General features: G+C 75.6%; 14 protein-coding genes and 1 rRNA gene. 14 read left to right on the forward strand and 1 reads right to left on the reverse strand.

Annotation, left to right across the window (positions count from 1 at the left end):
- Positions 1-2 precede the first annotated feature (2 nt).
- The 3 genes from rrf to QSK20_RS19760 all read left to right on the forward strand — a co-directional run bounded on the left by rrf (position 3) and on the right by QSK20_RS19760 (position 3,768).
- A 5S ribosomal RNA gene (gene rrf / locus QSK20_RS19750) occupies positions 3-119 on the forward strand.
- Positions 120-1,834: 1,715 nt separating this feature from the next.
- Positions 1,835-2,746 (forward strand): tetratricopeptide repeat protein, encoded by a 912-nt coding sequence (locus tag QSK20_RS19755; protein ID WP_285790235.1) that lies wholly within the window; start codon positions 1,835-1,837, stop codon positions 2,744-2,746.
- The gene (locus QSK20_RS19760) at positions 2,743-3,768 is read left to right on the forward strand and encodes an HAD-IIA family hydrolase (RefSeq protein ID WP_285790080.1); all 1,026 of its coding nucleotides are present in this window, start codon (positions 2,743-2,745) and stop codon (positions 3,766-3,768) included. Before QSK20_RS19755 ends, QSK20_RS19760 begins: the two co-directional genes overlap by 4 nt.
- 146 nt (positions 3,769-3,914) lie before the next feature.
- Here QSK20_RS19760 and QSK20_RS19765 read toward each other — a convergent pair whose 3' ends face one another.
- On the reverse strand, positions 3,915-4,253 hold the full coding sequence (locus QSK20_RS19765) for an SCP2 sterol-binding domain-containing protein (protein ID WP_285790081.1): 339 nt from the start codon (positions 4,251-4,253) through the stop codon (positions 3,915-3,917).
- Positions 4,254-4,368: 115 nt separating this feature from the next.
- On the opposite strand from QSK20_RS19765, the gene QSK20_RS19770 reads away from it, so the two are divergent.
- The 11 genes from QSK20_RS19770 to QSK20_RS19820 all read left to right on the forward strand — a co-directional run bounded on the left by QSK20_RS19770 (position 4,369) and on the right by QSK20_RS19820 (position 17,317).
- The gene (locus QSK20_RS19770; RefSeq protein WP_285790082.1) at positions 4,369-4,944 is read left to right on the forward strand and encodes a phasin family protein; all 576 of its coding nucleotides are present in this window, start codon (positions 4,369-4,371) and stop codon (positions 4,942-4,944) included.
- 25 nt (positions 4,945-4,969) lie between these two features.
- The gene (locus tag QSK20_RS19775) at positions 4,970-5,272 is read left to right on the forward strand and encodes a hypothetical protein (protein ID WP_285790083.1); all 303 of its coding nucleotides are present in this window, start codon (positions 4,970-4,972) and stop codon (positions 5,270-5,272) included.
- Positions 5,273-5,292: 20 nt separating this feature from the next.
- Positions 5,293-6,171 carry a TlyA family RNA methyltransferase gene (locus QSK20_RS19780; RefSeq protein ID WP_285790084.1) on the forward strand — a complete coding sequence of 293 codons (879 nt, stop codon included), beginning with the start codon at positions 5,293-5,295 and terminating at the stop codon, positions 6,169-6,171.
- Positions 6,172-6,282: 111 nt separating this feature from the next.
- The gene (locus tag QSK20_RS19785) at positions 6,283-7,167 is read left to right on the forward strand and encodes an NAD kinase (RefSeq protein ID WP_285790236.1); all 885 of its coding nucleotides are present in this window, start codon (positions 6,283-6,285) and stop codon (positions 7,165-7,167) included.
- Positions 7,168-7,263: 96 nt separating this feature from the next.
- Positions 7,264-9,021: a DNA repair protein RecN gene (gene recN / locus QSK20_RS19790; protein WP_285790085.1), complete on the forward strand. Its 1,758-nt coding sequence runs from the start codon at positions 7,264-7,266 to the stop codon at positions 9,019-9,021.
- A gap of 118 nt (positions 9,022-9,139) precedes the next feature.
- Positions 9,140-10,318 (forward strand): putative cytokinetic ring protein SteA, encoded by a 1,179-nt coding sequence (gene steA, locus QSK20_RS19795; protein WP_088985979.1) that lies wholly within the window; start codon positions 9,140-9,142, stop codon positions 10,316-10,318.
- A gap of 27 nt (positions 10,319-10,345) precedes the next feature.
- Positions 10,346-11,278 (forward strand): copper transporter, encoded by a 933-nt coding sequence (locus QSK20_RS19800; protein WP_285790086.1) that lies wholly within the window; start codon positions 10,346-10,348, stop codon positions 11,276-11,278.
- 61 nt (positions 11,279-11,339) lie between these two features.
- On the forward strand, positions 11,340-12,215 hold the full coding sequence (locus QSK20_RS19805; RefSeq protein ID WP_285790087.1) for a hypothetical protein: 876 nt from the start codon (positions 11,340-11,342) through the stop codon (positions 12,213-12,215).
- A gap of 1 nt (position 12,216) precedes the next feature.
- Positions 12,217-13,878, forward strand: a complete 1,662-nt coding sequence (gene murJ, locus QSK20_RS19810; RefSeq protein ID WP_352232302.1) for a murein biosynthesis integral membrane protein MurJ — start codon at positions 12,217-12,219, stop codon at positions 13,876-13,878.
- Entirely contained in the window at positions 13,875-15,035 is a 1,161-nt protein-coding gene (locus tag QSK20_RS19815; protein ID WP_285790088.1) for a glycosyltransferase family 4 protein, read from the forward strand. Before murJ ends, QSK20_RS19815 begins: the two co-directional genes overlap by 4 nt.
- Positions 15,035-17,317 (forward strand): hypothetical protein, encoded by a 2,283-nt coding sequence (locus tag QSK20_RS19820; protein WP_285790089.1) that lies wholly within the window; start codon positions 15,035-15,037, stop codon positions 17,315-17,317. Before QSK20_RS19815 ends, QSK20_RS19820 begins: the two co-directional genes overlap by 1 nt.
- The last annotated feature ends 93 nt before the right edge of the window (positions 17,318-17,410 follow it).

Consider the following 17,410-nt stretch of genomic DNA (forward strand, 5'->3'; position numbering starts at 1 on the left):
GTTACGGCGGTCATGGCGGAGGGGAAACGCCCGGTTACATTCCGAACCCGGAAGCTAAGCCCTCCAGCGCCGATGGTACTGCACTCGGGAGGGTGTGGGAGAGTAGGACACCGCCGGACTTCTTTCAGTCGAGGGCCGCCCCAATGGGGTCGGCCCTCGACTGCGTAGTGCCGTTTGTGGCGCACTGAGGAAGGATGTACCTGTGAGTTCAGGACCCCAGGGCGGGGACCGCCCCCGTCGGTACGAGGACCGTACCGACCGCCGAGGCGGCCGTGAGGGGTCGCCGCGCCGGGACGACCGACCGCCGTACCGTGGCGACCGTGACCCGCGCTCCGCTGGACAGCGTGGCGGTCACGGCGCGGACCGCGGTGGTCGTGAGGGCGGCTTCCGCGACAACGACCGCCGAACCGGCGATTTCCGGTCCGGGCCGCGCGACGGAGGATCCCGGGAGGGCGGTGGCTTCCGCCGCGACGGTGACGGCCGCCCTGGCGGCTACCGCCGCGACGACGAACGCCGTCCGGGCGGATTCCGTGGCGACGACCGCCGGGACGGAGGCTTCCGTCGGGACGACCGTGGCGGCAGCGGGTTCCGGCGCGAGGGCGGTGACTCCCGTCGCGACGACCGTGGCGAGGGCGGCTTCCGTCGGGACGACCGGGCCCCGCGTGAGGGTGGCTTCCGGGGCGGCGAGCGCCGCGAGGGCGGCTTCCGCCGCGACGACCGTGGTGACGGTGGTTTCCGCCGGGACGACCGGACCGAGGGTGGTTTCCGCTCCGGCGGCCAGCGTGGCGGTTCGTTCCGGGGCGGCGACCGTGAAAGCGGGTTCCGTCGCGACGCCCGTGGCGAGAGTGGGTTCCGCCGGGACGACCGTGGCTCCCGCGAGGGCGGGCCTCGGCGGGACGACCGTGGGCCCCGTGAGGGTGGGTTCCGTCGGGATGACCGTGGTGAGGGTGGTTTCCGCTCCGGTGGTCCGCGTGAGGGTGGGTTCCGTCGTGAGGGCGGGGAGTTCCGTCGGGACGACCGCGCTCCGCGTGAGGGTGGCTTCCGGGGCGGTGACCGTCGTGAGGGCGGCTTCCAGGGTGGCGACCGCCGTGAGGGCGGTTTCCGGAGCGGACCGTCCCGCGACACCGGGTTCCGTCGGGACGACCGTGGCTCCCGTGACGGCGGGCCTCGGCGGGACGACCGTGGGCCCCGTGAGGGCGGTTTCCGTCGGGATGACCGTGGTGAGGGTGGTTTCCGCTCCGGTGGTCCGCGTGAGGGTGGGTTCCGTCGTGAGGGCGGGGAGTTCCGTCGGGACGACCGCGCTCCGCGCGAGGGTGGCTTCCGGGGCGGTGACCGTCGTGAGGGCGGCTTCCGCCGCGACGACCGGGGTGAGGGCGCTGGCTACCGCTCGGGTCCGCGTGAGGGCTACTCCCGCGACGGCGACCGCCGGGAGGGCGGTTTCCGGGGCGGTGACCGTCGTGAGGGCGGTTTCCGGGGCGGCGACCGCCGTGAGGGCGGCTTCCGCGGTGGTGAGCAGGGCGGTCGCGGCGGGGGCGGAGGCTTCCGCGACGGTGACCGGGACCGCCGCCAGGACCGGCCGCGCGCGTACCAGGAGGGCGACCGGGGAGGCTACGGCGATCGTCCGCGCCGGGACGACGGTGGCCGGTTCGGCGACCGTCGTCGGGACGGTGACCGCTTCGGCGGCCCCCGTCGCGATGACCGGGACGGCCGGCCGGAGAGTCGGGACAGCCGCCGCGAGGATCGGCGGGAGCCGGCGGACGGCGGTCGCGCCGAGGCACCGGCCCTGCCGGACGAGATCGTGGCGAGCGACCTCGACACCGCCGTCCGGGCGGAGCTGCTCTCGCTCGCCAAGCCGGTGGCGGAGACCGTCGCCCGGCACCTCGTGGCGACCGGCCAGCTGATCGACGAGGACCCGACCGAGGCGCTCGCGCACGCGCTGGCGGCCCGCCGCCTCGCGGCCCGCATCTCCGCCGTACGAGAGGCGGTCGGGCTGGCCGCGTACCACGCCGGGGAGTGGCAGACGGCCATCGCCGAGCTGCGGACGTACCACCGGATGACCGGGTCGCAGAGCCACCTGGCGGTGCTCGCCGACTGCGAGCGGGCGCTGGAGCGTCCGGAACGGGCCATCGACCTGTTCCGGGGCGCCGACCGGGACAGTCTCGACCCGGCTACGGCGATCGAGCTGCTCATCGTGGCCGCCGGTGCCCGGGGGGACCTCGGACAGAAGGACGCCGCCGTGGCGATGCTCCAGGTGCGCGAGCTGACCGGTGACCAGGTCCAGCCGTGGACCGCGCGACTGCGGTACGCCTACGCCGACGCGCTGCTGGCTGCGGACCGGCGCGAGGAGGCACGGGAGTGGTTCGCCCGCGCCGCCGAGGCGGACCCCGAGGCCGAGACCGACGCCGCCGAGCGCCTGCTGGAGCTGGACGGGGTGGTGCTCGAAGGCGACGAGGACGAGGACGACGAGGTGTCCGCCGACGAGGACGCGGCCGGCGGGGACGCGTCGGAGACCGTCCGGGCGGAGGACGACACCACCGTCACCGACGAGGTCGAGCGCGACCGGGACGCCGGGGCGGTCGGGGACGACGGCGAGCCCGCCGAGGACGCCGGACGTGTCGGGGACCCAGGGGTCGCCGAGGGTGTCGTGGCGTCGGATGCCGCCGGGCACGAGGTGGCCACGGAGGCCGGGACCGTCGACGCGACGTCGGAGGAGTCCCCCGGAACGCCGGGAGCGGACCGGCGGTGAGCAAGGGCGGTGGGGAGCGGCTGGTCGACGGGTTCCGTCTGGTGGTCTTCGACCTCGACGGGGTGATCTACCTGATCGACCGGCCGATCCCCGGCGCGGTGGAGGCGGTCAGCCGGCTGCGCGCCGGTGGCCACCTCGTCGCGTACGCCACCAACAACGCCTCCCGGCGTTCCTCGGAGGTCGCCGAACTGCTCACCGGCATGGGGGTGCCGGCCCGGCCGGACGAGGTGCTGACCTCTGCCGCCGCAGCCGCCGAGCTGCTCCGGGACCGACTACCGGCCGGCGCGGCGGTGCTGGTGGTCGGCGCTGACGCGTTGCGGGCGGAGATCCGCGCGGTGGGTCTGCGCCCGGTCGGCCGGGCCGACGAGGAACCGGTCGCCGTGGTCCAGGGGTACGGCCCGCAGGTCGGCTGGGCCGACCTGGCCGAGGCGGCGGTCGCCGTCCGTGCCGGCGCCACCTGGGTGGCCACCAACACCGACCGTACGCTGCCCAGCCCTCGGGGGCCGTTGCCGGGCAACGGCGCGCTGGTCGCGGCGCTGCGTACCGCTCTCGACCGGGATCCCGACCTGGTGGTGGGCAAGCCGGAGCCGGCGCTGTTCGCCACCGCCGCCCGGCGTGCCGACGGTGCGGGATGCCTGGTGGTGGGCGACCGGCTGGACACCGACATCGAGGGCGCGTGCCGGGCCGGGTTGCCGAGTCTGCTGGTGCTGACCGGGGTCCACGGAGTGGCCGACCTGCTCGCCGCGCCCCCGCAGGCCCGGCCGACGTACGTCTCGGTCGACCTGGCGGGGCTCTTCGACCCGGACGCGGTCGTGCGCGTGCCGGGTGAGGCGACGGCCGGCGGGTGGTCCGTCGCGGTCGCCGACGACGCGCTCGAGGTGAGCGGGTCGGGTCGGCCGTTGGACGCCCTGGCCGCGCTCTGTGCGGTGGCCTGGTCCACGGCGGAGGCGGCGCTGCTGCCGGTCCGGGCGGTCTCACCCGCCGCCGAGCGGGCCCTGCGGGCCCTCGGCCTGCCCGACTGAGACGGCCCGACCCGGGACCGCCGGCCAGTCGGGCCGGTGCGTGCCCGGCCGAGGGAGCCCGACCGGGGAGGCCGCCGGCCGACCGGGCCGAGGCGTGGCGTCCGACCAGGTCGGGCGGGGTGGCCGCGTCCTCGTGACCGGGTCGGTCAGAGCAGCTTGCGGAGCTTCATCAGGTCGAACGGGTTGGCCTTGACGGACACTCGGCGGGACGCCACCGCCCGGGTCACGTCGAGATCTCCCCGGACCAGGGCGAGCAGGTCGTCGCCGGTGGTGCTCAGGGCGATCTTGGCCTTCGGGTCGTCACCGTCGGTGAGGTCGACCAGTCGGCCACCGGTGAGCCGGCCGTGGAAGGCCGTGTCGAGGTCGGTGATCCGGCAGGCGAGGGTACGGTCCAGGTCGATGCGCTCGCGGACCTTGTCCGCGTTCGCATCCAGCCGTGCGGCCAGGTCCCGCAACGCCTGTCGGCACTCGTCAACGCTGGCCACCGTCGTCCCCTCACCTCGTCGCCACGTCCGCTCCCGGCACGGTACCGCACGGACGCTGTCCGCCGGCCCGGTAGCGTGACACCAGCACATCCCGATCCCGCGGAAGGACTCAGGTATGCAGGACGCGTGGCGCGCCTACCTCGAGCTGGCCATGGGCCTCACGGAGGCGCCCCGGAAGAAGGCACAGGACGCGGTCCGGCGGGTCGTCGGCTCCGGCGGGGCGACCGCCGCCCAGTTGCAGGCCCTGGCCGAGGAACTGGTGGCGACCAGCGCGGCCAACCGGGAGTCGCTGACCAAGTTGGTCCGGTTCGAGGTGGACCGGGCGCTGGGCGCGGTGGGGCTGGCCACCGCCGACGAGGTCGCCGAGCTGACCCGACGGGTGCACGAGCTGGAGCGGCAGCTGCGCGAGGCGAGGTCGGCGTCCGAGCCGGCCGGCGCGGAGCGACCGCCCACCACCACCGTGGTGGCGAAGAAGACGGTCGCGAAGAAGACCGTGGCGAAGAAGACGGTCGCCAGGAAGGCTCCGGCGACGGTCAGCCGGACCACCGGGGAGGACGAGACGCGGCTCGAGGTGCGTACCCCGGCGAAGAAGGCCGTGGTGAAGAAGGCGGTGGCGAAGAAGGCCACGGCGAAGAAGACGGCGGCCCCCGGGACGACCGCTGACGAACCGGGGCCGGGTGCGGCCGGATGACCGGGCGGCGTCGCCGGGGCCGGTCGTGAGCGCTCCCTTCCGTCCCGGCCCGCCGGCGGGCGGCTTCCGTCCGCAACCGCCGACCAACGGGCCCCGGCCGGGACCGCCCGGCGGTGGCCCCCGGCCGGGACCGCCGTCCGGACTCCGTCCCGGGCCGGCTGACCAGGACATCGACCCGGACGGGGACGACGCCCGGCACCCGGCGGTCGACGCCGCCGTGCGGGCGGTCGCCAACGCGGCGGCGCTCGCCCCCGCCGAGCAGGTCGCCCACTACGAGGCGGCGTACCAGACGCTGCGGGAAACCCTCGCCACCATCGACCAGACCTGATCCGACCGGAGAACCACCCCATGGCACGTCGTAACCGGCTGGACGCCGAACTCGTCCGCCGTGGTCTGGCGCGATCCCGCGAGCAGGCCGCCGCCCTCGTCGAGGCGGGCCGGGTCCAGCTGCGCGGGGTGGTCGCCCGCAAGGTCGCCGCGATGGTCGACCCCGCCGACGCGCTGCGGGTCACCGGCGAGGACCCCACCTCCGAGTACGTCTCCCGGGGCGGCCACAAACTGGCCGGCGCGCTGGCCGCCTTCACCGGCCTGCCGGTCGCCGGCCGGCGCTGCCTCGACGCCGGCGCGTCGACCGGCGGTTTCACCGACGTGCTGCTGCGCGCCGGCGCTGCCGAGGTGGTCGCCGTCGACGTCGGCTACGGGCAACTCGCCTGGTCGCTGCGGAACGACGACCGGGTGCGGGTCTTCGAACGGACCAACGTGCGCACGCTGACCCCGGAGGCGGTCGGCGGGCCGGTCGAGATGACCGTGGCCGACCTCTCGTTCATCTCGCTGCGGCTCGTGCTGCCGGCTCTGGCCGGCTGCACCCGGCCCGACGGCGACCTGGCGCTGATGGTGAAGCCCCAGTTCGAGGTGGGGCGGGAGCGGGTCGGCTCCGGTGGTGTGGTCCGGGATCCGCTGCTGCGGGCCGAGGCGGTGCTCGACGTGGCCGCCGCCGCCGCGGACCTCGGTCTCGGCCTGGCCGGCGTGGCGGCGAGCCCGCTGCCGGGGCCCAGCGGCAACGTCGAATTCTTCGTATGGTTACGCCGGGACGCCCCGTCGGCCGACGCCGATCGGGTCCGGTCGGTGGTCCTCGCCGGTCCGCGGCCACCGGGGGAGTTCGCTCCCGTGGACGCGGGTCCCGGCGCGGTCGAGTCCCGGGCCGGGACCGAGGGATCGGCGCAGTGAGCGCGGGGTGGGCCCGCGCGGTCGTGGTCGGGGACGAGAGGCCGGGTTCGGTGGGCACGAGGAGTGCGGTGGTCGGACAGGAGGCGCGGCGTGGTGGGCGCGACTGACCCGGTGGACCGGACGGCGCTGCTGGTGACGCACACCGGCCGCCGGCGCAGCACCGAACACGCGCGGGCGGTGGCGGCGGACCTGATCGCCGCCGGGTTCGAGGTGCGGGTCGTCGCCGAGGAGGCGGAGGACCTGGACCTGCCCGGTGTGGTGCCGGTGGAAGGGCCGGCGGCGGCCGAGGGAGCCGAGATCGTCTTCGCGTTGGGCGGGGACGGGACGTTCCTGCGGGCGGCGGAACTGGCCCGCCCGGCGAAGGTGCCGCTGCTCGGGATCAACCTCGGCAAGGTCGGTTTCCTGGCCGAGGCCGAGATCGACGACCTGGACCTGGCCGTCCGGGACGTGGTCGAGCGCAACTACACGGTGGACGAACGGCTCACCCTCGACGTCACCGCCGAGTTCGAGGGCGGCCCGACCATCGAGTCGTGGGCGCTCAACGAGATCAGCGTCGAGAAGGGAGAACGGGCGCAGATGCTCGAACTCCTGGTCGACGTGGACGGTCGCCCGCTGTCCCGGTACGGCTGCGACGGGGTGGTCTGCGCGACGCCCACCGGCTCCACCGCGTACGCGTTCTCCGGTGGCGGCCCGGTGGTCTGGCCGGAGGTGGAGGCGTTGCTGCTGGTGCCGATCAGCGCGCACGCCCTGTTCAGCCGGCCGCTGGTGACCGCGCCCACCTCCATCTTCTCGATCACCGTCGACCCGTTCACCACGCTCGCCGTGCTCTGCTGCGACGGGCGTCGGGTGTACGACCTGCCGCCGGGAGCGCGGGTCACCGTCCGGCGCGGCTCGCTTCCGGTGCGTATCGTGCGGCTGCGGGCGCGGTCCTTCACCGATCGGCTGGTGGCGAAGTTCCGGCTGCCCGTGCACGGCTGGCGGGGCGGGCGCCGCTGAGCCCGGTGCCGGGCGGCCGTACGACGTCGCAGCTCAGGCGACGACCCGGCCCGCCGGCTGGTCAACTGTCGGGGGCCGCGTCTACTGTCGGTGGCTGTGCTGGAGGAGCTGCGCATCACCGGACTGGGCGTCATCGACGACACCACGCTGCCGTTGACCGGCGGCATGAACGTCATCACCGGCGAGACGGGTGCCGGCAAGACCATGGTCGTCACCGGTCTGGGGCTCCTCTTCGGTGGCCGGGCCGACGCCGGTCGGGTGCGCGCCCAGCCGGGCCGGGCGGTGGTCGAGGGACGGCTGCGGCTGACCGGGCGGGTCGCCGCGTCGGTGCACGCCCGGGTCGTCGACGCCGGTGGCGAGCCCGACGAGGACGGCTCGGTGCTGCTGAGCCGTACGGTCACCGTGGAGGGCCGCTCCCGGGCGCACCTGGGCGGCCGGAGCATGCCGGTGGCCATGCTCGGTGAGGTCGGCGAGCAAGTGGTGGCCGTGCACGGCCAGTCCGACCAGCTCCGGCTGCTGCGGCCGGCCGAGCAGCGGGCCGCGCTGGACCGGTTCGCCGGCCCGGAGCACGAGAAGCTCCTCGACGAGCTGCGGGAGGCGTACACCCGGTGGCGCCGGGTGGTCGACGACCTGGCCGACCGGCGGCGCAACGCCCGGGAACGCCACCAGGAGGCGGACCTGCTCCGGCTCGGGCTGGACGAGATCACCCGGGTCGACCCGCAGCCGGGCGAGGACGACGAACTGAAGGCGGAGGCGCAGCGGCTGGAGCACGCCGAGGGGCTGCGCACCGCCGCGCAGACCGCCTACCAGTGCGTGACCGGCGGCGCGGAGCCGACCGACGAGGTGGCGGACGCCACCGCGCTGCTCGGGGTGGCGCGACGCGCCCTGGAGGCGCAGGCCGGCACCGATCCGGCGTTGGCCGACCTGGCGGGCCGGATCGAGGAGGCGGCCACCCTGGTCGGGGACGTCTCGGCGGAGCTGTCCGGCTACCTCGCGGCGTTGGACGCCGACCCGGCCCGGTTGCAGACCATCTACGAGCGCCGTGCCGCGCTGCGCACGCTGACCCGCAAGTACGCCGACGACGTCGACGGTGTGGTGGCCTGGGCGGAGCGTGCCCGGACCCGCCTGGCCGACCTGGACACCTCCGACGACGTCCTCGACGAGCTGGACCGGGAGCGGCAACGGCTGGCGGCTGAGGTGGCCGAGCTGGCCGCCCGGCTGTCGGCGTCCCGGCGGGAGGCGGCGTCCCGGTTCGCCGAGAAGGTCACCGCCGAGCTGGCCGGGTTGGCGATGCCGCACGCGCGGATCGAGGTGGCGGTGCTGCCCCGGACGCCGGGGCGCAGCGAACCGACCCTGGAGGTCGGCGGTACGGAGGTCGGCGTCGGGCCGGACGGCGCCGACGAGGTCGAGCTGCGACTGCTGGCGCACCCGGGCGCGCCGGCGCTGCCGTTGCAGCGGGGCGCCTCCGGGGGTGAACTGTCCCGGGTGATGCTCGCCATCGAGGTGGTCTTCGCCGGTTCCGGCGGTCCGCCCACGCTGGTCTTCGACGAGGTGGACGCCGGGGTGGGCGGGCAGGCCGCGGTGGAGATCGGCCGCCGGCTGGCCCGGCTGGCCCGCAGTCACCAGGTGCTGGTGGTCACCCACCTGCCGCAGGTGGCCGCGTTCGCCGACCGGCATCTGGTGGTGGCGAAGGACACCGGGGGCGCGGTGACCACCAGCGGCGTCCGGGTGGTGGAGGACACCGAGCGGGCCCGGGAGCTGGCCCGGATGCTCGCGGGTTTGCCGGATTCCGATCTGGGTATCGCCCACGCGGAAGAACTGCTGGCGGTGGCGGCGCGGGAACGGCGGCCGTGACCTCGGATCTGTGAGCGCAGCCACACCGGGCTGCGCTCACCTGTGCTTCCCTGGGTAGGCGGCCCTGCTCAGGCATGTCGCGACGGAAAACCCTGCCTCCCATGCCAGGATGGTCACGATGCGTCTACCCACCTTGCGCCGCAACCGGAGCACGGAACCGGGCTCCCTCGTCGGTACCGTGCGCCTGGACCGCCGGACGAAGCGACTGGTCGGCCGCTTGCGGCCGGGTGAGATCGCGGTGATCGACCACGTCGACGTGGACCGGGTGGCGGCCGACTCGCTGGTCGCCGTCGGTGTCGCCGCCGTGCTCAACGCGAAGCCCTCGATCTCGGGTCGCTACCCGAACCTGGGGCCGGAGGTGCTGGTGTCCGCCGGGATCCCCCTCCTCGACGACCTAGGGGAGGGGGTCTTCCAGCGGATCCGGGAGGGCGACGTCGTCCGGATCGAGGGGAACACGGTCTACGTCGGCGACGATCCGGTGGCCCACGGCACCCTCCAGGACGCCGAGACGGTGGCCAAGGCGATGGCCGACGCGCGGGAGGGCCTGTCGGTCCAGCTGGAGGCGTTCGCGGCGAACACCATGGACTACCTCAAGCAGGAGCGGGACCTGCTGCTCGACGGGGTGGGCGTGCCGGAGATCCAGACCTCGATGCGGGGCCGGCACTGCCTGATCGTGGTCCGTGGCTACGACTACAAGGACGACCTGGACGTGCTGCGCCCGTACATCCGGGAGTTCAAGCCGGTGCTGATCGGCGTGGACGGCGGCGCGGACGCGCTGGTCGAGGCGGGCTACACCCCCGACATGATCATCGGGGACATGGACTCGGTCACCGACGACGTGCTGCGCTGCGGCGCCGAGGTGATCGTCCACGCGTATCCGGACGGGCGGGCGCCGGGGCTGGCCCGGGTCAACGGGCTCGGGGTGCCGGCGCAGACCTTCCCCGCCGCCGCCACCAGCGAGGACCTCGCCATGCTGCTGGCCGACGAGAAGGGCGCGTCGCTGCTGGTGGCCGTCGGCACCCACGCCACGCTTGTGGAGTTCCTCGACAAGGGGCGCGGCGGCATGGCCTCGACCTTCCTGACCCGGCTCAAGGTCGGCGGGAAGCTGGTCGACGCCAAGGGGGTCAGCCGGCTCTACCGGCAGAGCATCTCGGGGTCCTCCCTGCTGCTCCTGGTCCTCTCCGCGGTCGCGGCGATGGCCTCGGCGGTGGCCGTCTCCACCGTCGGCAAGGCGTACCTGGGCGTGGCCTCGGAGTGGTGGGACAATTTCGTGTTCCAGCTCGGCCAGCTCTTCTAGCTCCCGACCGATCAAGAGGCTGTAGGCGTGATCAATTTCCGCTACCACGTGGTGTCCCTGACCGCGGTCTTCCTGGCGTTGGCGATCGGCCTGGTGGTCGGCACCGCCGCCCTGAACGGGCCGGTGGCCGACTCGCTGAAGGAGCGGGTCAACTCGCTCAGCAAGGACAACCAGCAGATGCGCCAGGCGGTCAACAACCTGCAACGCGAGATGGAGCTGGAGGAGGACTTCGCGGCGGAGATGGCCCAGGCGTTCCTGCCGGGCACGCTGACCGGCAAGCGGGTGCTGGTGGTCGGCCTGCCCACCGGTCGCGAGCACACCGAGGGCGTGGTCAAGATGCTCCAGACCGCCGGGGCCACGGTCACCGGGCGGCTCGACGTCCAGGACAAGTTCGTCAGCCCGGACAACAACAACGCCCTGCTGGAGTTGACGGCGAACGCCGCCGGTCCCACCGGCGCGCCGACCGCCAACCTGCCCGTCAACTCGCACGGCGTGGAGACCTCCAGCGCGCTGCTGGCCAACGTGCTGCTGGACCGCACCCCGGTGGTCACCGAGGCGGACCGCAAGGCGGTGCTCGCCTCGTACGCCAACGCCGGCTACGTCACCTCCGCCGAGCCGGTCACCGGCGCCGCCGAGGCGGTCGTGCTGGTCAGTGGCCAGCCGTACGTGGACAAGGACGCCGACCGTAAGGACGAGTCCGTGGTGAAGATGGCCGAGCAGTTCGACCGGGCCGGCACGATCGTGGTGGCGGGCAACGGCTCGGCGGGCAACAACGTGGTCGCCGTCGTCCGGGGCGACCCGGTGCTCTCCCAGGCCATCTCCACCGTCGACAACGGCAACACGGTGCAGGGCCAACTGGTCGCCGTGATGGCGCTGGTGCAGCAGATCAACGAGAAGAAGGCGGGGCACTACGGTGTCGGCGACAACGCCGCGTCGCTGGTGCCTAAACTGCCCCAGTGAGCGAACGCAGCGCCCTGATGCCCGGATCCTCCCGTCCCGCGTACCGGTGGGGGTGGTCGGCGTGAGCGCGTGGAACCGTACCGCCCGGCTGCTGGCCGCCGGGGCCGGCGCGCTCGCCGCCCGGCACCTGCTGGGTCAGGTCCGCAGCTCGCCGGTCGGGCCGGCGCTGGAGCGCACCAACTTCCGGGGACAGACCGTCACCCTGGCCGCCGGCCCGGCGCTCGCCGCCGGCGCGGCCACCGCCGGGGCGCTCGGCGCGGCCAGCCCCGCCTCCGGCGCCGCCGCGCTGGTCGCCGGGCTCGGGGCCGGCGCGGTCGGGCTCTACGACGACGTGGTGGGCGCCCGGCCGGAGCAGAAGGCCGCGAAGGGCTTCGCCGGCCACCTCACCGCGCTGCGCGAGGGCATGCTCACCGCCGGTCTGGTGAAGGTCGTCGGGGTGGGCGCGGCCGGTCTCGCCGCCGCCGCGCTGCTCGCCGCCGACCCGCAGGTCGCCGCGCACCGGCGGCGACAGCGGCTGGGCGCGGTGGGCCGCACCACCGACGTGCTGCTCGGCGCGGGCGTGGTGGCCGGTACGGCGAACCTGCTCAACCTGCTCGACCTGCGTCCCGGCCGGGCGTTGAAGTCCGGCATCCTGCTCGGTACGCCGCTGCTGCGCGGTCCGCACGGCGGGCTGGCCGCCGGAGCGGTCGGCGCCGCCGCCGGGCTGATCCGCGACGACCTCGACGAGCAGGTGATGCTCGGCGACAGCGGGGCCAACGCGCTCGGCGCGCTGCTCGGCGTCGCCCTGGCCGCCCGGACGGGTCCGGTCGGGCGGGCCGGGATCCTCGCCGTGCTCGCCGGGCTCACCGCGGCCAGCGAGAAGGTCAGTTTCACGGCGGTCATCCAGAAGACCCCCGGGCTGCGCGAGCTGGACGCGCTGGGCCGACGCCCCGCCTGACGTGAGCGCACCGGCACCCCTCGCCGGCGCGGGCCGTGTCGCCGGAGCGGCCGCGCTCATCGCCGTCCTCACCGTCGCCGCCCGGCTCGCCGGCTTCGCCCGTACCGCCGTCTTCACCTGGGTCGTGGAGAAGAGCGACCTGGGTGGCATGTACGTCGTCGCCAACACGGTGCCGAACATCGTCTTCGAGATCGTCGCCGGTGGCGCGTTGGCCAGCCTGGTCGTCCCGCTGCTCGCCGGGGCGGTGGCGGCCGGCGACCGCACGGCGGTGGCCGCCACCACCGGGGCCCTGCTGACCTGGACGGTGACGCTGCTGGTGCCGTTGGCGGTGCTGGTGGCGCTGTTCGCCGACCCGATCATCGGGGCGATCAGCGAGAGCCGGTCCCCGGAGGAACTCGCGGCCGGGGCCCGGATGCTGCGGGTCTTCGCGCCGCAGCTGCCGCTCTACGGCGTCGGCATCGTGCTGACCGGGGTGCTCCAGGCCCACCGGCGGTTCGCCTGGCCGGTGCTCGCGCCGCTGCTCTCCAGCCTCACCGTGATCGTGGTCTACCTCGCCTTCGGCGGCGCCGAGGGGCGGGGCGCCACGGTGGCCGGGGTGAGCCGGGGCGGCGAGCTGATCCTGTCGGCCGGCACCACCCTCGGCGTGGTGGTGCTGTCGCTGTCGCTGCTGGTGCCGCTGCGCCGGCTGGGGCTGCGGCTGCGTCCCGGGTACGCCTTCACCGCCGACGTGCGGGCCCGGGTCGGCGGGCTGGCCGTCGCCGGGGCGGTCACCGTCACCGCGCAGCAGGTCGCCCTGCTGGTGATCCTCAACCGGGTCTCCGGCGGCCCCACCGGCTCCCCGCAGGTGTTCAACCTGGCGCAGACCATGTACCTGCTGCCCTGGGCGGTGCTGGCGGTGCCGCTGGCGGTGGCCGCCTACCCGACCCTGGCGGCGGCGTCGGCGGGCGGGGACGAGGAGGGCTACCGGCGTACCCTCGCGCCGACCGTCCGGGGGGTGCTGCTGTTCAGCAGCCTCGGCGCGGCGGCGCTGGTCGGCACCGCCACGCCGGTGGCCGCCTTCTTCTACCCGGCCGACCCGGACGGCACCGCCGCGGCGATCGCCGGCTTCGCGCCGGGCCTGCTCGGGTACGGCCTGTTCGCCGTCCTCTCCCGGGCCCTCTACGCGCGCGGCGACACCCGCCCGGCCACCGTGGCGATCACCCTCGGTTGGCTCGCCGTGCCGGTGGTCGCGCTGCCGCTGGCCGCGGTGCTGCCGGCCGCCGACCGGGTGCTGGCCGTGGCGCTGGCCAACAGCGTCGGGATGCTGCTGCTGGGTGGGCTGCTGCTGGTCGCGGTGCGCCGGGCGGCGGGACCGGGCGCGCTGGCGGGCAGCCTCCGCGCCGGTGCCGCCGGGGTGCTCGCGGCGGCCGCCGCCGCACTGGCCGGGGCGCAGGTGGCGGGAGCGCTGGCCGGGGCGGGTGCCGGGACCCCGACGACATCCCGGGCGGTGCTGGGGGGCATGCTGTCCGGAGTCGTGGTGGGCGTGGTGTTCCTCGCCGTGGCGTATCCGGCCGACCGGCGGGACGTCCGACCGCTGCTGGCGGGACTGCTCCGCCGGCTGCCCGGTCGGGGCCGCGCCGGCCGTCCCCGACAGGCCCCGGACGACGGAAGGGTGGATCGGTGAGTGCCAGGAGTGGGGCCGGGTGGCAGGGCACGGTGGCCCTGCTGCTCGCGTCGAGCACCGGCGGGGTGGGGCAGCACGTCCGGTCGGTGACCCGTGGGCTGGTCGCCCAGGGCACGTCCGTACTGGTCTGCGGGCCGGCCGCCACGCAGGAGCAGTTCGACTTCGTCGGCGCGGGCGCGCGGTTCACGCCGGTGGAGATCCCGGCGAGTCCCACCCCGGCCGACGCCCGCGCGGTGCTCGCCCTGCGTCGGGCCCTCGCGGCCGAGCCGGTCGACGTGGTGCACGCGCACGGGCTGCGCGCCGGTCTCGTCGCCGTCCTCGCCCGGCCGGCCGCCCCACTGGTGGTCACCTGGCACAACGCGGTCCTCGCCGGCGGGTTGCGGGGGCGGCTCTCCGGCCTGGCCGAACGCCTGGTCGCCCGTCGGGCCCGGGTCGCCCTGGGCGCGTCGAGCGACCTGGTCGCCCGGGTCACCGCGCTCGGCGCCGCCGACGCCCGGCTCGCCCCGGTGGCCGCGCCGACGCTGCCCCCGCCGCGCCGGCGGCGCGCCGCCGTCCGGGCCGAGTTCGCCGTCACCCCCGGACAGCCCCTGATCCTCTCGGTCGGGCGGCTGCACCCGCAGAAGCGCTACGACGTGCTCGTCGACGCCGCCGCCCGGTGGCGGGACCGCACCCCACCGCCGGTGGTCGTCATCGCCGGCAGCGGCCCGGCCTACCTGCCGCTGGCCGCCCGCGTCTCCGCCGCCCGCGCCCCGGTGACCCTGCTCGGGCACCGCACCGACGTGGCGGACCTGCTCGCCGGGGCCGACCTCGCCGTGGTGACCAGCGACTGGGAGGCCCGGCAACTGTTCGCCCAGGAGGCGATGCGCGCCGGCGTACCGCTGGTGGCGACCGGGGTGGGTGGGCTGCCGGAACTGGTCGGCGACGCCGCGGTGCTGATCCCCTCCGACGACGTCGACGCGGTCGACCGGGCCGTCCGCGACCTGCTCGACGACGAGTCCCGCCGCGCCGACCTGGCCCGCCGGGGCACCGAACGGGCGGCGACCTGGCCGACCGAGACGGACACCGTCGCCGCCCTGGCCGACCTCTACGCCGACCTGGCCGGCGACGCCACCGGGCCGGCCGCTCCGGACGCCGGGGCCGCGACGGGACGTGGTTGATGCTGCGCCGTCTCACTCCACTGCTGGTGACCCTGCTCGTCGTGCTGCTCGGGGTGGCCGCGCTGGCCGTCGAGCCGGACGGCGCGCCGCCCCGCCCGGAGGCCGACTTCGTCGTCATCGCCGGTGTGCCCGGCCTACGGTGGGACGACGTGGACCCGGAGACCACGCCGACGCTGTGGCGGATGGCCGAGAACGGGTCGATCGGCTCGCTGTCGGCCCGGTCCGCCCGCCGGCCGACCTGCCCGGTCGACGGCTGGCTCACCCTCGGCGCGGGCAACTTCGCCGCCTGGAACACCAGCCGACCGGCCGGGGACTGCCCGGCGGTGGACGTGGAGGTGGAACAGCCCGACGGATTCGGCGCCAACCTGCCCCAGCAGGAGAGCGTGGTCCTGCACAACCAGGAGCGGCTGTCCTGGGGCGCGGTGCCCGGCGCGCTGGCCGAGTCGGTGCGCTGCGCGGTCGCCGTCGGTCCCGGTGCCGCCGTGGCCGCCGCCCGCCCGTTCGGCCGGGTCGACCGGTACGAACCCGCCCTGCCCGCCGACCCGGCCCCCCTGCTGGGCTCCTGCGTGCTGAGCATCGTCGATCTGGGCACGGTCAGCGGGGAGGACCGGGCCGTCCGGGACGCCGCCGCGCGCCGCGCCGACGCCGCCCTGGCCCGGGTGCTGGCCGCCCGCCCACCGCGCTCCCTGGTGCTGGTCGCCGGTGTCTCGGACACCGCCGCGCCGGCCCGGCTGCACGTGGCGGTCGCCGACGGGCCGGGCTGGGAACGGGGCTGGCTCACCTCGGCCAGCACCGGCCGCGACGGCTACCTGCAACTGGTCGACCTGGCCCCCACCGCGCTGACCGTGCTCGACCGTCCACTGCCGGAACGCAACTTCCTCGGCCGGGCCGCCACCCCGGTCGAGGGTCGCCCGGCGGACCTGCGGGCCGCCATCGACGCGCCGGCCGACGCCGACCGGGAGGCCGGCGCCCAGCGGCGCGTCGCCGGGTGGTTCTTCGTCCTGCTCGCCGGCTTCCAGGTGCTGCTCGCCGTGGCGGTCCTGCCGCTGCTGCGACGGGCCCGTCGGCACGCCGGTCCGGTGGGACCGACCCCGGCGCCCCGGTCCGTGGTGGGGACCGTCGAGGTGCTGCTGATCGCCGCCGCGCTGGCCATCCCGGCGGCTCTGGTCGCCGACCTGGTGCCGTGGTGGCGGGGGGAGCACGCCGGCTGGTACTTCGCGGTGGTGACCGTGGTGCTGCTCGCCGGGGCGACCGGGTTGGTCCGGTTCGCGCCCGGACACGACCGCACTCTCGGCCCGTTGGGCGCGGTGGCCGGGCTGACCACCCTAGCCGTCGGCGTGGACGTGCTCACCGGAGCCCGCCTGCAACTCAACGGGGTGGTGGGCTACTCGACCCTGGAGGGCGGCCGGTACGCCGGCCTCGGCACGGTGGGGCTCGGCGCGTTCCTCGCCGGGGTGCTGCTGACCGCCGGCTGGCTCGCCCAGCGGGTGGGCCGCCGCTGGCGGCCGACCGTGGTGGTGGCCGTGGGCACCGTGGCCGTGGTGATCGTGGGCAGCCCGTACCTCGGCTCGGACTCGGTCGGCGCGATCGCGCTGACCGCCGGGGTGACCGTCGCCGCCGTGATCTGCACCGGCGGTTGGCTGACCCTGAGCCGGCTGGTCTGGGCGAGCATGACCGGCCTGGTGGTCACCATCGGGCTGGGCGTGCTGGACCTGCGCCGGCCCCCGACCGAGCGGGGCAGCCTGGGCCGGTTCCTCGCCGCGCTGGGGGAGGGGCGGGCCGGGCTGACCGTGCACCGGTCCAGCACCGCCAACTTCGACACCCTGGTCGGCAGCCCGCTGACCGTTCTCGCCGTGGCCGGCGCGGTGCTGGTGTGGTTCGCCCTCTTCCAGCCCTGGGGCGGGTTGATGCGCCTGTTCGGCATCTATCCGGCGATGCGGGCCGCGATGGCCGGCACCGCCGTGGCCGCGGTGATCGGCGGGATGCTCGGCGGTTCGGCGCTGGACGTCGCGGGCGCGGCCGGGGCGCTGGTGGTGCCGATGGCGGCGTTGGCCGCGCTGCGGGTGCTCGACCACGCCGCCGACCGCACCCAGCCGCCCGGAAACCGTCCGCAGGACTTCGTCTCCGGTGTCCCGGCCGCGGCGGAGTTGGCCGGGCCGGGAGAGGCGGTGACGACCGGCGACGTGGAGTCCACGGGCGACGCGGGGCCGGCCGTGGCCGGGCGCGCCGGGGACACCACCGACCGGACGTCCCGGGCGTCGACCGAGGTCGCGACCGCGTAGCCGCCTCCGGGGCCCGGCGGGTGCGCTCCGTGACCCGCCCGGGTGAGGTGTTACCGTGGAATCCCGTGGATCGCGTGATCACTTGGCTGATCG

It is taken from the genome of Micromonospora sp. NBRC 101691, from assembly GCF_030269285.1.
Taxonomy (GTDB): domain Bacteria; phylum Actinomycetota; class Actinomycetes; order Mycobacteriales; family Micromonosporaceae; genus Micromonospora; species Micromonospora echinospora.